General features: G+C 71.2%; 8 protein-coding genes. 5 read left to right on the top strand and 3 right to left on the bottom strand.

Going from position 1 to position 14,750, the window contains the following annotated elements; genetic code table 11:
- Positions 1-274: 274 nt before the first annotated feature.
- A complete protein-coding gene (locus Pla133_RS19890; protein ID WP_145068487.1) occupies positions 275-3,190 on the bottom strand; it encodes a sigma-70 family RNA polymerase sigma factor in 2,916 nt (971 codons plus the stop codon).
- 301 nt (positions 3,191-3,491) lie between these two features.
- Here Pla133_RS19890 and Pla133_RS19885 point away from each other — a divergent pair, with 301 nt between their 5' ends.
- Positions 3,492-4,565, top strand: coding sequence for a ligand-binding sensor domain-containing protein (locus Pla133_RS19885; protein ID WP_145068485.1), 1,074 nt, complete (start codon positions 3,492-3,494; stop codon positions 4,563-4,565).
- A 287-nt stretch (positions 4,566-4,852) separates the two neighbouring features.
- Positions 4,853-6,400 carry a hypothetical protein gene (locus tag Pla133_RS19880; RefSeq protein ID WP_145068483.1) on the top strand — a complete coding sequence of 516 codons (1,548 nt, stop codon included), beginning with the start codon at positions 4,853-4,855 and terminating at the stop codon, positions 6,398-6,400.
- A gap of 155 nt (positions 6,401-6,555) precedes the next feature.
- Here Pla133_RS19880 and Pla133_RS19875 read toward each other — a convergent pair whose 3' ends face one another.
- Positions 6,556-7,473 carry a diacylglycerol/lipid kinase family protein gene (locus Pla133_RS19875; RefSeq protein WP_145068481.1) on the bottom strand — a complete coding sequence of 306 codons (918 nt, stop codon included), beginning with the start codon at positions 7,471-7,473 and terminating at the stop codon, positions 6,556-6,558.
- A 105-nt stretch (positions 7,474-7,578) separates the two neighbouring features.
- Here Pla133_RS19875 and Pla133_RS19870 point away from each other — a divergent pair, with 105 nt between their 5' ends.
- Both Pla133_RS19870 and Pla133_RS19865 read left to right on the top strand, forming a co-directional pair.
- Entirely contained in the window at positions 7,579-8,574 is a 996-nt protein-coding gene (locus Pla133_RS19870) for an SDR family oxidoreductase (protein ID WP_145068479.1), read from the top strand.
- Positions 8,575-8,693: 119 nt separating this feature from the next.
- Entirely contained in the window at positions 8,694-11,372 is a 2,679-nt protein-coding gene (locus Pla133_RS19865; RefSeq protein WP_145068477.1) for a valine--tRNA ligase, read from the top strand.
- Between the two features lie 142 nt (positions 11,373-11,514).
- Here the strand turns inward: Pla133_RS19865 and Pla133_RS19860 are convergent, their stop codons facing one another.
- On the bottom strand, positions 11,515-13,203 hold the full coding sequence (locus tag Pla133_RS19860; RefSeq protein ID WP_145068475.1) for a formylglycine-generating enzyme family protein: 1,689 nt from the start codon (positions 13,201-13,203) through the stop codon (positions 11,515-11,517).
- A gap of 501 nt (positions 13,204-13,704) precedes the next feature.
- Here Pla133_RS19860 and Pla133_RS19855 point away from each other — a divergent pair.
- Positions 13,705-14,682, top strand: a complete 978-nt coding sequence (locus Pla133_RS19855) for an RluA family pseudouridine synthase (protein WP_419191755.1) — start codon at positions 13,705-13,707, stop codon at positions 14,680-14,682.
- Positions 14,683-14,750: the final 68 nt, after the last annotated feature.

Here is a 14,750-nt window from a genome sequence, read left to right as displayed (position 1 = left end):
ATTGCATCCCGGCGCGCCCGAGGCGGCGGTTCCTGGTCGGGGCCCCCGGGGACCCGAACCCGAGGCTCAGGCCCCGCCAGCCTGGATTTGCACCGCTCGAAGGGCCCCCAGACGAGAAAGCGGCCGCCGAGCTGTGCTCGACGACCGCTGCTCTCGGGCCCGGGGGTGGCAAACGCATTGCGTCGGACCTCCTCCTTCGGGGGCAAGCCGGGCCCTCCCTACCATCTCGGCGTCCCCTCTCTCGGGACGGAAATCGCGGGGGCCAACGGGCTGGCTAGCGAGACCGAACAGGAAAAATCTTTCCTGCCTCGGGAAGCAGGCTGACCCGCTCCTCGAGCAGCTCCCCGCGGGTCGAGACGGCCCGCAGTCCGAGCACCAGCGGCGGGACCCGGAAGACCGTCCCGCGCCCCAGGGCGTCCAGGGTGATTCGGTACTCGAAGGTCAGGGACGAGGGCGCGAAGTCGCCGGTACCGAGGACGGTTCGGGCGTCCTCACTACGGTCGGGCCGTCGGGTGGTAAGGGCCACCTCGGCCCCGGCGGCGCCGGGTCCCAGGTCGATCTCGACGGTGCTCCAAGGCGTCAGGACGAGCTCGTGCCAGACCCGCCAGTCGCCCTCGATGATCCCGATCCCATCGGGGTGGACGGCGACCAGGGTCGAGCGCACCTGGGGCCAGGGGCACTCGATCGAGCCGTCGGCCGCGGCACGGCCGAAGTAGCCACTGCCCCCCGGGTCCAGGGCCCCGTCGACCAGGTCGAGGGGAGCGCCCGGTTGGGAAGAGGAGACCTCGGCCCCCACGGCGGGTTCTCCCCCCGGGGTCAGGATCGTCAGCGCGTCCGCGTGGTGCGCCGCGAGCTCGATCGACAGGGTGCGGCCGCGCAGCTCATCCACGGGGACCCAACCGCTGTCGAAGGTCGCATGGCCCTCGGCGACCAGCGAGTAGTCGATCACGTCGCAGGTGTACTGGATCGCCACCTCGACGCGACCGTCGGGGTTCACGGCGCTGCCGAAGGTCCCCACGTGCTCGACCTCGCCGCCTGCGGCGTAGCGACCGTAGTGGGTGATCCAGCGCGCCTCCGGCGGCCGCTCCCCGGTCTCGGCGGACGCCACCAGCAGGGTGAAGTTGCCGCTGGGATCGAGGACCACCCGCAGGTCGTCATCGCCCACGACGGACCAGCGGGACAGGGCACCGAAGCCGGGCGCATTGACCGTCAGGAGCACGGGCCCGCGACTGCCGCGGTCCCAGGCGAAGTGTCCCTCCTCGTCCGCTTGCTCGGTCCAAACCGGATCGAGGTAGAGCCAGGCGGCCGAGGTCGCCTGCTCGGGCGCGACGGCATGGCCGGCGAGGATCTCTTCCGGCCCGCGGTCCGCGGGCTCCGAGTCCAACAGGGCGCGCGCCGACTCCACCGAATCGATCGCTGGCAGCAGCGATCCGTCGGGCAGGCCGAGGGGCAGACCGACCACCGAGACGCTCGCGCCCGGGATCGGTTCGCCGTGGCGGTCGACCACCAGACCTTCGAGCGGCTCGGCCGGGCGCAGGATGACCTGCAAGTCGACCGCCGGGTCGCTGTCGCCGTGCACCAGGACGTTGCGCGTGCCGTAGCCCTCGGCAGCAACCGTGAACTGGGCCAGGTCGCCGGGGCCCAGGGCCGCTCGCAGGCGTCCGTCGGCGTCGGTGGTGGCTGTCCACGAGGGCTGCTTGCGCTCGAGCCGCGGGGGCGCGACCGAGGCTCCCGCGATCGGGTTGCCGCTCGGATCCACGACTCGCAGCTGCACGGAGCGGTTCGCGCGCTCCAGGGTCAGCTCGGCCTGGCCGGCGAGCAGGGCGGCGCGCAGCTCCGGCTGGCGTGAGAGGTCGTCGAGCACCCGCTCCCCGCACTCCGGATGCATCAGGGTCAGGCGCGGCGGCATCGGCCCGTCGGCGATGCCCGCCAACTCGAAGTGGCCGAACTCGTCGGTCCTCACCGTGAGCAGCTCCGGGCCCGTTACGAAGCGCGAGCGGTTCGAACGGCTCCAGCGCGAGCGCAACTCGACGATCGCGCCCACGACCGGGGTCCCGCCCGAGTCGAGCACCCGTCCGGAGTACTCGTCGAGCGGCCACAGGTCGATGGTCAGCTCGCCCGCCAGGGTCACCTCGGGGGCGACGTTGCCGAGTACCCGCGCGAAGCCGGGCGCGGTGACCTCGATCTCGAAGCGCGGAACCTCACTGGACGCCAGGGGGAAGAGCGCGCGCCCGTCGGCGCCGGTCAGCTCGTCGTGATCGTAGGGGCGGTTGGGGATGCCGTCGGACTCGCGCAGCTGGATGCGCGCGCCGGCCAGGGGCTCGCCATCCGGCCTCGAGACCACGGTGATCACCGGGACCGCGAGCGGTGAATCGGCCGCGCTGGCAACCGGCGCCACGGCAACGGCGGTGCGTCCGTCGAGTTCGGAGGCACTCGGTGTCCCGAGCGCGGAGGGAGCCTCGCCGGTCGGCTCGGCGACGGTGATCGGCGCCGAGCTTCGAAGCGGCTGGTCGTCGCCGCCCAGGAAGTACAAGAGGCCCGGAATCCCGAGCAGGACCACGCCCAGCGCCAACCAGGGCAGCAGACCGCCGGGCGCCGCGGCCGGGGCCCAGATCCGATCGGCGCCGGCGAACTTGGCCAGGGGCAGGAACCACATCGAGCGGTTGCCCCGGTGCGACTGGTCCATGCGCTCGCGCAACAGGCCCAGCCCGCGGTGCACGCGCACCCGCACCGCGCCCTCGCTCGCGCCCGTGCGCTCGCCGATCTCCTTGGCCGGCAGTTGCTCCAGGTAGCGCAGGCGCAGGGTCGTGCGGTAGGGCTCGGGCAGGTCCTTCAGGTTCTTCAGCACCACCTCGAGCAGCTCGATCTGCTCGGTGGTCGCGCCGGGGTCGGTGCCCACGCCGCCGATCTCCTCGGAGCGCGCCGCGCCTGCCTCGCGCTTGCCTCGCCGGGCCGCCTGGCGCCGCTCGTTGGCCGCCAGCCGGCGGGCGATCCCACGCAGGTAGGGCCCGCGGTCGTCCTGCCCGAGCAGGGCGAAGGTCCGCGAGCGCAGGGCCTCGAGCCAGGTGCGCTGGACCAGGTCGTCGGCCGCGGACTCGCCCACCAGCGCGCGCGCCAGGCTCTGCAGCCGCTGGCCATGCTCGTCGAGGGTCGCGTCGTCCAGGACCTTGTTGAGGGCAGAGGATTCCATCTGACCGCGACTGGTCGCGGGGGCCCTCGACGTTACCCCATGGGCACGTGGCCGGGCCGGATTCGGTCCGTGCGGGGCCGCGGGTCGATCCGGGGCCGGTGTTCCGCCGCGCTGGTCGCAGTCCGGGTCCGGTCCGCCGGGGAGTCGAGGTGCCACCTGGGCTGGACCCGGATGGGCCCAGCCGGACCCGCCGCCGCAGCCGGGAAGCCGCCCCAACTCGCGCGGCCAGTTGCCGTACCCACCGCGACGGGGCCGACGGTCTCCGCAGGCTCCACGGGGCCGGCCAAGATCACGGACGAAGATGCTGCTCTGCTGCCTTGTTGCGAACGCCGCGATCGCCCTCGTCGGTCAGGAACCCGCGGAGGCAGCCCCGCCCGAGGTGGATCCGCCGAGCGGCCGGGTCGTGACGGAGATCGACCCGCGCATCTGGTGCGTGTTCGAGGCGCAGAACGGCGACCTGTGGCTCGGTAGCAACGGCGATGGGGTCTATCGCTACGACGGCGAGCGCGCGATCCACTACACCGAGGCGGACGGGCTGGTCGGCAGCCAGGTGCGCGACATCGAGCAACACGTCAGTGGAGACGTTCTGGTCTCGACGACAGGTGGAGTCGCGCGGTTCGATGGGACGAGGTGGAGCGCGTTGGCGGTGGAAGAGCCGCCGGAGGGGGGCGGCTGGTTGCTCGACGAGAACGACACCTGGCTCGTCGTCGATCCTGGCCACGGCGGACCCTGTCGATACGACGGCCAGCACCTGTACCGCCTGGAACTCCCGCCCGGTCCGCGGCCGGCCGAACCACCGGACAGCAACGCGTCCTTCGCGCCCGACGGCGTCTACACCATCCACCGCGACCGTCGCGGGCACCTGTGGTTCGGCACCGCGGTCGCGGGGCTGAGCCGCTTCGACGGCGAGAAGCTGGCCTGGATGTACGAGGAGCGCCTGACCACGACACCGACCGGCGGGGCCTTCGGGATCCGTTCGATCCACGAGGACCGGGCCGGACGCTTCTGGATCTGCAACACGCGCCAGTCCTTCCGCGTCGCACCCGAGTCGCGCCGTGAAGGGGGCTTCGAGACGCTGCAGTACGAGCGCAGCGCAGGCCTGCCCGGCGCCGACTCCGACGCCGCGCCGAACTTCACCTACTTTCCTTCCGTGACCGAGACCGACGACGGCACCCTCTGGTTCGCCTGCGGCGCGGGCGGCGTCTGGAGGCACGACGGCGAGTCGGTAACGCACTTCGCCCTCGGCGACGAGGCCTACGCCCTCTCCATCCTCGGGGCCCGGGACGGCAAGCTCTGGGTCGGCACCCTCACTCAGGGAGTCTACGTCTTCGACGGCGAGCGCTTCGCGCCGCTGGAGCTCGATGGCTCGGAGTAGCCCAGCGATCGATCGGATGGAAAGGTCAGCGACAGGCGATCGATGGAGCCACGGCCGCTCCGGGGCCAAGAGGTCGACTCCGATTCCTCTTGCTGAAGGAGCAGATCCGACACTCGCCCTCGCTCGTTCAGCGGATCGGCATGCGCTTCCATACGCTCACCTCCGCCTGTTCGAGGCCTGTGATCTCGTTCCAACGGGTTCGCTCTCGCACGCGTGGCGCCGGCATATTCGACGTCGGCCTCGCCCCAATCGCCCAGTCGCGCTAGTGGCGCCAACCCGGAGAACCAATGTCTCTCGCCTCGCTGGCCCTCGCGCTCCTCTGCCCAGTACTCGCTGCGCAGGACGACCCGCCTCCCGTCGACTCGGGGCTGACCGTTGTCGATGGAGAAGCCTCACCCCTCGAGGGAGTCGAGGTCTTCTGCGGCTCGCTCCACTACGTCCTGGCCCTGTTGGGGTACGTAGGAGACCCTTCGGAGGACTCCTATTGCGAGGCGGTCACAGATGGGAACGGACGCTTCCTGATTGCTTCGAGCGTCGCCGACGCGGGGATTGCACAGGTCGAGCTCACTCTTGCCGGCCATCGTCAGATGCGCTCGGCCTCCGGCGACCTCTTCGCCAGTGGCTCCCAGCTCGTGATGCTGCCGGCGAGCCCGCTGGAGGTCCTGGTCGTGGAAGCCGACGGGAAGCCGGTCCCGAGGGCCAGTGTGCTGGTCGAGGTTCGCAATGGGATGCACTTCGCAATGGAGCGCGGGGCCACCGGGGACGACGGCATTGCCGAGCTCGGCCTGTTCCCGGGCGGTGACTTCGTCCTGACCGTCGAGCGCCCCTCCAATCGACCCGACTTGGCGGCCCAGGTCATCACCAAGCTGGCGCTGGAGAGGGGCGCGAGGCCAACGGTACAGCTCGGCTTCGCGGATGCGGAGCGCGGGCGGTGGACCTGCGAGGCTCGCTCCGCCGCCGGCGACCTTGTACCGGCCATCGTCGACGCCAAGCTCACCTGGTTGGGTGGGGACACGACCTGGCGCTCGAGCCTCGTCGCCCTCGAGGTCGAGGGCTCGTCCTTGCAGTCCGAACTCGTCGACGGCCAGCCCTACGAGCTGCGCCTGGAGGCGGAGGGCTTCGCTCCCTTCAGGCGGATCTTCCGGTTCGACCTGGAACAGGCCGGAACGCCATTCGTCGCGCAGTTGCAACGTCCGGGCGCGATGACGTTGGAGTTCCTCTCGGGGAACCGAGAGAGCGAGGCCGGCGGCACGCTCCTCGTCCAACACTACCGCCGACAGCATCGCCTCGACCACTGGGGCGGATCCGAGGCGCCGCTGCCGATCCATTGGACGCTCGAAGCGAACGAGGATCTGCTTCGGAACCAGGAGATGGATGAGCTGCTCGCCCGCAAGCAGGTCGAACTCGTCGACTTGCAGCCAGGGACGTGGCGGATTGCGCTGTCGCCCTTTCAGCGGGCTCTACAGGAGGGGTGGGTGCCCGATCCTCAACTCGTGACCGTTCCGGCGGGTGGCCATGCGAGGGCAACCGTGCGAATCGTCCCCGGGGTTCTCCTGCGCGCGAAGTTCGAACGTCCGGCTGGTTCGAAGGCCACGCCGATCGTTGACGTCATCGACGACCAGGGCCGAGTCGTCACCCAGAACATGAGCGGTGCGTTCGGGAGAATGACGGGGGCGGACGAGCTCCCGATCATCGGGGAGCGTTTGCTGCCCGGGGTCTACACCCTGCGTACTCGCTGGTGGGACGAGACCGCCGAACCGCCGATCTGGAGCACCGAAGTCGTCGTTGATGCGCGTCGGAAGGTGCCTGAGCAGGTCCGCTTGCCCTTCCGTTGATCGCGCGCCGCCACCTCAACGGCCCGATCGGCGCAGAACACCTCGGCGGCCGCAGTCAGCCGACCAGCGGGTCGACATGCAGAGGTCCATGGGCGATCAGAGGCGAGCGGAGTACACGTGGACTCGGGCAGCTCGTCCTCAGTGGACCGGGGCACTCACGGCACCACGATCCGGACCTGGCGCCCGCTGACCTCGAAGTCCACCGGGCCCGCGCCGCCGAAGTCGCCGTCGACCTGGAAGGGCACTTCTTCGGGGGCGGTGACCCGCACGCGGCTGCCCTGCCAGAATTCGACCGCCCTGCCCGGCAGGCGGCCGGCCATGCCGACGGCGGCCATCTTGACCAGGGCGGGGATCGAGCCGGAGCGCAGGCCGTAGACCTCCACCAGGCCGTCTGCGTGGCGGCAGTCGGGGCTGAGGTTGAAGACCGCGCCGTAACCGCGCACGTTGCTGATCAGGACGAAGCCGAAGTGGCCGTCCACCGGGACGCCGTCGATCTCCAGGCTGAGCTGCGGCGGGCGGTAGCCGCCCAGCACGCGCGCCATCGCGGTCACGTAGGCCAGCTTGGTGATCGCGCCGGTGCGGCGCCGCTCGACCTCGCGCACGGCGAAGCCGTCGATGCCGACGCCGACGCACAGGAAGCTGAGCCGGCCGTTCACCTGTGAGGTGTCGAGGGGCGTCGTGCGGCCGCGGCGGATGATCTCGACGGCGGCCTCGACCCTGCGCGGCAGGTGCAGCTCGGTGGCCAGCACATTGGCGGTGCCCAGGGGCAGCTGCGCGATCGCCGGGCTCGCGCTGCCGACTCCGCCCAGGACCTCGTTGAGGGTTCCGTCGCCGCCCACGCTGACGATCAGGTCGACCTCGCCCGCGACCTCGCAGGCGCGTTTGCCCGCGTCGCCGCGGCCGGCGGTGAGCAGCAGCTCGGTCTCGATCCCCGCCGCGCGCAGGCCCTCGGTCAGCTCGCGCGCGTAGCTTGAGCCGCGGCCGCGGCCGGCGATCGGGTTGGCGATCACCTGGGCCCGGCGGAACTCGCGCGCGGGCTCGGAGACGTCGGCGCTGTTGCTGCGGTCGGCCATGGGGGATCCCGCCCGCGGCGATGACCGGTGGCGGCGGGTCGTTATAGCGCGGAGCGACGTCGGAGACTGGCACCGTCGCGCCGTTGCGCGTGACAATCGACGGCTATGGACCAGGTTGCGGACAGCTTGCGCGGGGACGGTGCGCTCGGGAGTGGTGGCGGAAGCGCGGATCGCCGCGTGGTCCTGGTGCTCGGCGCGTCGGGTTTCCTCGGTCCCCACGTGCTGGAGCGCGCGGCGGCGCGGCCCGGCTGGACCGTCGCGGCCGGCGCCCGCGATCCGCGGCGCTCCTGCCCGCCGCTCACCGGCGTGGCCTTCGAGCCCGTCGCGATCGACCTCGCCTCCTGCGCGGCGATCTCCTCCGCGCTCGAGCGCTGCGCGCCGACCCACGTGCTGAACCTGGCCGCCATCGCGAGCCAAGGCGTGTGCGAGGCCCAGCCCGAGCTCGCGAATCGCATCAACGCGGCGGCGCCTGGAGAGATCGCGGCCTGGTGCCAAGGCCACGGCGCGCGGCTCTTGCACGTCTCCACCGACCTCGTCTTCGGCGCCGAGCCCGCGCCGCCGGGGGGCTTCGACGAAGACGCGCTGCCGGCGCCGGTGAGCGTCTACGGCCAGTCGAAGTGGGCCGGGGAGCGGGCCGTGCTCGACGCCTGCCCCGCCGCCCTCGTGGTACGCCTGCCGCTGCTGTTCGGGGACTCGCGCGGGCGCGGACTGGGCGCCACGGACGGACTCCTGGCGGCCCTCGCACGGGGCCCCTTCACCCTCTTCAAGGACGAGTGGCGCACGCCCCTCGAGGTGGGCGCCGCCGCCGCGGCCCTGGTCGAGCTGGTCGCGGGCGACGCGCGGGGGATCCTGCACGTGGCCGGACCCGAGCGCGTCAGCCGTCTGGATCTGGGCCTGGCGGCCCTGGCCGCTGTGGGCTCGGCGGCCGGCGACCTGGAGCCTCCGCGGGCCAGCCTGCGAGCCGACGCCGGCGCCGCCGATCGCCCCGGCGACACCTCCCTCGACGCGCGCCGCGCGGCCGCGCTCCTGTCCTTCGAGCTGCCCGGTCTGCAGGCCGGAATCGACCGTTGGGCGACAGATCGTGGCTTCGCCCCCGATTGAGCCCGGCCCGCGCCCGCATCGCTTGACCCCTGCCGGGAGCCCCGTTGAAGTGGGCGCCCGCTGCTCCAGCGGCCCGCGCCCGTCCGCCGCCCCCGGCCCGCACCTACCCCTTCGCATCGATGGAACTCTCTCCGCGCTACGACCCGCACGAGCACGAGGCAGCGGTCTACACCCGCTGGCTCGAGGCCGGCTCGTTCACACCCGCTGCCGAAGCGCCGAAGGGGGCCGAGCCCTTCACGATCATGATCCCGCCGCCCAACGTGACGGGGGTGCTCCACATGGGGCACGCCTTGAACGGGGCGATCCAGGACATCGTGATCCGCCACAAGCGCATGCAGGGCTTCGACGCCCTGTGGCTGCCGGGCACCGACCACGCGGGCATCGCGACCCAGGCGGTGGTGGAGAAGAAGCTCTATGCGGAAGAGGGCAAGACGCGCCAGGACCTGGGGCGCGACGCCTTCCTGGGGAAGGTCTGGGAGTGGAAGGAGCTGCACGGCAACCAGATCCTCGAGCAGTACCGGCGCCTGGGCGCCTCCTGCGACTGGTCGCGCACCAAGTTCACCATGGACGAGGACCTGTCGCGCGCCGTGCGCGTGTCGTTCCTGGCCCTGTGGGAGAAGGGGCTGATCTATCGCGGCGCGCGGCTGGTGCACTGGGACTGCGTGCTGCAGACGGCGATCAGCGACGACGAGATCGAGTACGAGACCCGCAAGGGCAAGCTCTGGCACCTCAAGTACCCGGTCAAGGACCAGCCGGAGCGCTTCCTGGTGGTGGCGACCACGCGGCCGGAGACCATGCTCGGCGACACGGGCGTGGCGGTGCACCCGGACGACGAGCGCTACGGCGACCTGGTCGGCAAGTCGGTGGTGCTGCCCTTCCTGGGGCGTGAGATCCCGATCGTGGCCGACGAGAGCGTGGACCCGGCCTTCGGTACGGGCGCGGTCAAGGTCACGCCCGGCCACGACCCCGCCGACTACGAGCGCGGCGCGCGGCACAACTTGCCGATCATCTCGATCCTCGAGAAGGACGGCACGCTGAACGCGGAAGGCGGGCCGTTCGCGGGGATGTCGCGCGAGAAGGCCCGCACCGAGGTGGTCAAGCAACTCGAGGAGCTGGGCCTGCTCGACAAGGTCGAGTCGATCACCCACAACGTGTCCCTGTCGGATCGCTCCAAGTCCGTCATCGAGCCGCTGGTCAGCGAGCAGTGGTTCGTGCGCATGAAGGAGCTGGCCGAGCCGGCCATCGCGGCCGTTGGCAACGGCTCGCTGACCTTCCGGCCCGAGCGCTGGAAGAAGGTCTACCTGGACTGGCTCGAGAACGTGCAGGACTGGTGCATCAGCCGCCAGCTGTGGTGGGGGCACCGGATTCCGATCTGGTACGACGAGGACGGCGTGCCGGCGGGCTCGGCCGACGAGCTGCAGCTCGGCGACGCCCACCCGAAGACCGGCAAGCCGATCGTGCGCCAGGACGCGGACGTGCTCGACACCTGGGCCTCCTCGTGGCTTTGGCCCTTCGCGACCCTGGGTTGGCCCGACGACACGGCGGACCTGCGCCGCTTCTACCCGACCCAGTTCATCTCCACGGCGCGCGAGATCATCTACCTGTGGATCGCGCGCATGGTCATGGCGGGCTACGAGTTCGTGGACTCGCTGCCCGAGGCCGAGCGTTGCCCCTTCACCACCTGCTACGTGCACGCGACCGTGCTCGACGGCAAGGGCAAGCGCATGAGCAAGAGCGCGGGCAACGGCATCGACCCGATCGCGATGATCGAGGAGTTCGGTGCGGACGCCGTGCGCTACTCGCTGATGATGCTGACCCGCGAGGGGCAGGACGTGAAGCTGGCCCCGGCGCGCTTCGAGGAGGGGCGGCGCTTCACCAACAAGATCTGGAACGCGGCGCGCTTCGTGATGATGAACCTCGAGGGCGAGCGCACGGACGGCTCGTCCGCCGCGGCCGTGGAGGTCGAGGACCGCTGGATCCTGTCGCGCCTGGCGCGGACGCGGTCGGAGGTCCACACGGCCCTGACCGACTACCACTTCAACGACGCGGCCACGGCCCTGTACCGCTTCGTCTGGAACGACTTCTGCGACTGGTACGTGGAGCTCGCGAAGGGGCGCCTGGCCGGCGAGGACGACTCGGCGAAGGCGGCGCGAGGGACCCTGGCGCGGGTGCTGAACGACATGCTGGCGCTGCTGCACCCCTTCACGCCCTTCCAGACCGAGGTGCTGTGGGCGGAGCTCGGGCGCGTGCTCGGCGACGGGGAGCGCGGGATGCTCGTGCGAGGTCCCTGGCCCACGGGCGAGGGCCTGGCCGTCGACGAGGCGGCCGAGGCGCGTATCGGCGTGTTGCAGGAGGTCGTGCGGGCCGTGCGTTCCGTGCGCGCCCTGACGATGGTCGGCGAGCGCAAGGCCCTGGACACGGTGATCGTGGCCCCCCGTGCCGAGGACCGCGACGTGATCGAGTCCTCGGTCGAGCGCCTGCGCGGCCTGGCGCACCTGGAGACGGTCGAGGTCCATGCGGCCGCCGAGCGCCCGCCGTCCTCGGCGGCGGCGGTGGCCGGCGGCATCGAGGTCTTCGTGCGCCTGGGCGAGGACGTGGACACGGCCAAGCTGAGCGAGACCCTCGCGCGCCGGGCGGACAAGGCCAGGAAGGGCCTCGAGGCCCTGTCGAAGAAGCTCGCCAACCAGGGCTTCCTGGCCAACGCCGAGCCGGAGATGGTCGAGGCCGAGAAGGTCAAGCAGGAGGAGCTCGAGCAGGAGCTGGCGCTCTTAGAGCGCAACCTCGAAGGGCTGTCCTGAGGCGGGGGGCGGCGCTAGCCCCGACCCCACTGCCCGAGGAACGGAGTCCGGCCCGCAGTGCCACCTGATGAACGCGAACCGGCCCCGCGGTGCGACGAGCACCGCGGGGCCGGTTCGCATTCGGAACCTGTCGCGGACCGTGTCAGCGCTTGCGCCAGGTGCCGTCGATCAGGTCCTTCTCGACCTTGACCTTGAACTCGAAGCGCATGGCCTTCTTGCTGTTCTTCGACGAGACGTCGAGGGTCACGCCGAGCGTGTCGCCCACGACCTCGTCCTCGCCGGCCCGCTTCGGCGCCTTGTAGGCGGTGACCAGCAGTCGTCCGTCGGGGTAGTCCTTGTCGACCGTCGCGTACTCGACGTCCTTGATCGGGATGGCGTGGATCAGGACGCCATTGGCGTCGGTGATCAAGAGGTTCGCGCTCTCGATGTCGTAGGCGGGCTCGGCCTCATCGGCGCTGGGCCCGTCCTGGCGACTGGCGACTCCCTGCGCGGCGGCCTTCTCGTCCTCTTCGCCCTTGTCGCGGCGGTCCTTGCCCTTCTCACGGAAGGAGATCAGGTAGGTCCCGGGCTCCAGCGCGGGCTCGAGGATCGGCAGCGAGGTGGTCAGCACGGCCACGCCCACGGGACCCTCTTCGAGGGTCTCGACCCCGAAGCTCGAGGGGTTGCTGTGCAGGATGCGGTCCACCGGGATGACCGAGAAGTAGTCGTAGCCCGTGATCCGCGCGTAGCCGGGCACCTTCGCGGTGCCGGCGTCGGAGATGTAGCGGTCCATCGAGAGGGCCGCCACCGGCTCCAGGTCGAGGTCCGGACGCAGGGCGTGGGGCAGGTCGTCGACGACCGCCTGGACCAGGTCCGTGGCGATGCCCGGCGAGGCCGCGCAGCGGAAGCCCAAGGCAGCGGTCTGCTGGCTGCGGTCGCAGCGGCGGCGCGTCGTCAGGCGGCAGTGGAAGGCCGGGCTGCCCCAGGAGCCGCCCACGGCCACGCGGAAGTCCGCATTCCACTCGGCGGCGGCATTCACCGTGCGCGAGCGGCTGCCTTTGCCCACGTCGACGGTGAAGGCCTTGTACTTGTCGAAGGGCGTGAAGGGGCTCGAGGTCCACTCCCAGACACTGCCGAGCAGGTCGTAGAAGCCCGCGCCGGTAGCGGACTTGGTGGCGCCCACCGCAAGGGTCGAGCTCTTCGGGCGATCCGCGCTCGAGGTGACCTTGGAGCCATCCCACTCGTCGCCCCAGGGGTAGACCGTCTCCTCCTTGCCGCGGCCCGCGGCCTGGAACTCGACCTCGGTCATCAGCCGCAGTCCGGCCCACTTGGCGTAGGCCTGGGCGTCCTGGTAGTCGACGTAGACGACCGGATGGTCCTCCTTGCCCTCCGGGATGGACCATTCGAAGTCGCGCCAGTTGTCGTCCCACCAGGCCTGCTGGTCGAACTTCTGGGCCGGGGGCACGGTCTGCCCCGCGTCCTTGAGCTCCTGCCGCCGGCGACCGTCCTCCTCGAGGAAGGCCGCCTGGGCGGCGGCGACGGCCTCCTGGTCGGCCATGTGGAAGGGAACCCGGTGCCCCGTGGCGCGCACGAACGCGGCGTACTGCTCGTTCGTGACCTCGGTCGGCATGAGGAAGAACTCCCGCACGTTCTCCGTGTGCTGGGGGAACTCCGAGGCGAAGGAGGGGGCGAACTCTTGATCCGCCTCGATCAGGGGCTCGAGGTGGTCCTTGTCGGCGCCGACCGTGACCCGACCGCCTTCGACGAAGACCATCCCCGGGGGGGGGGCGACGGCCCCCTGCTGCGGTGCGAAGGCGGTGGCGAGCGGGAGAACGATGGCGGCGAGGCTCATGGGCGTTGCTTGGCGTCGGTTCGTCGGGCGGCGGTACTGGCGTCGAGGACAGTCCGCGTCGGTCTTACGGGTGGGCCTTGGCAGTGCTGGCGAAGTTCTGCGGGCTTGGATTCATCCCCGCCCGGATCGGATCCGCGCGGGCGCCGTCCTCGGCTCCGCGAAGATGCCGGGGGGGATAGTCGATCTCGGGCGCGTCCGTGACAGGAGTGTGGGCCAGGAACGGTCGGGACGGGTCGATCCCGCAGGCGGGCCGCTGTTGGGCCGCAGGCGGGCCCGTGTCGGGACCCTCGGGTGGACCCCGCAGGCTCTCGGGCGAGAGATCGAGCCGTCGGGGGCCCGGGAGAGAGCCCGACGCGCTCGGTCTACCCGGTCGAGCGGCGCATGTTACCGGCCGAACCCCGGCTCGTCAGGGGCGACCTGGGCCCGCCGAAGGGCTCCGAGGCGGGGCAAGCAGACCGCGCAGGGCTCGACCTGCCCCCTCCGCTCGTCCATGATCCCGTTGTGACCACCAACGAGGCCGACCAAACAGAGGAGCGACGCCACGTGATCCCCCCGGAGTGGGAGGGGATGCGGCTGGACAAGGCGCTCTGCGACCTCTGTCCGGACACCTCCCGGACCAAGATCCAGGAGTGGATCAAGGGCGGCGGGGTGCAGGTGGATGACGAGGTCCTGCTGCGGCCCTCGACGCCCTTGGTCCAGGGCCAGAGGCTCGTCTGGCGCCCGGTGGCCAAGCAGCGCCGGGTCGCGTCCGGGGTCGTGCGCTTCGCGGTGATCCACGACGAGCCATCCTTCGCCATCATCGACAAGCCCGCGGGGCTGGTCGCCCACCCCAACGACGGCGTCTCCGGCGGCACCGTGGCCGACCTGGCCGTGGAACAGTGGGGCGAGCTGCCCGCCGTACAGGGCCCCGACCGCCCCGGCATCGTGCATCGACTGGACGGCGCGACCAGCGGCCTGATGGTGATCGTCAAGACCGAGGCCGCGGGCGAGTCGGTACGACGCCAGTTCCGCGAGCGCGAGGTGAGCAAGTCGTACCTGGCGATCGTCCACGGCCAGCCGCGCTTCGAGTCCGAGTGGATCGACCAGCCCCTGGGCCGCTCCGAGCGCGCGTCGGATCGGATCAGCGTGGTGCCCTCCGAGGAGGGCCGCGAGGCCCAGACCTTCTACGAGGTGCGCGAGCGCTTCGACGGCTACTCCCTGCTCGAGTGCAAGCCGCGCACTGGGCGCACGCACCAGATCCGCGTGCACCTCGAGTGGCTCGGTCACTCGATCGTGGCCGACAAGATCTACACGGGTGGGAGAACCCACAAGGCGCTCCCCGCGGACGCGCCGGTGCCGCGCCGGCAGTGTCTGCACGCCTCTCGACTGAGCTTCAGCCACCCCGACGGGACGGGGCCCGTGGAGTTCGAGGCGCCCCTGCCCGAGGACATGGCAGCGTTCCTCGAGTGGTTGCGGGCGAACCGACCGGAGCAGTCGTAGGCGCGGGACGTACGGTGGCGGGATCATTTGTCCCAACGGCCGCCGTCGGCGCTGCGGAACGCAGCGCC

The sequence above is a fragment of the Engelhardtia mirabilis genome (genome assembly GCF_007748095.1).
GTDB lineage: Bacteria > Planctomycetota > UBA1135 > UBA1135.
This window is presented reverse-complemented; position numbering and strand designations above follow the sequence as displayed.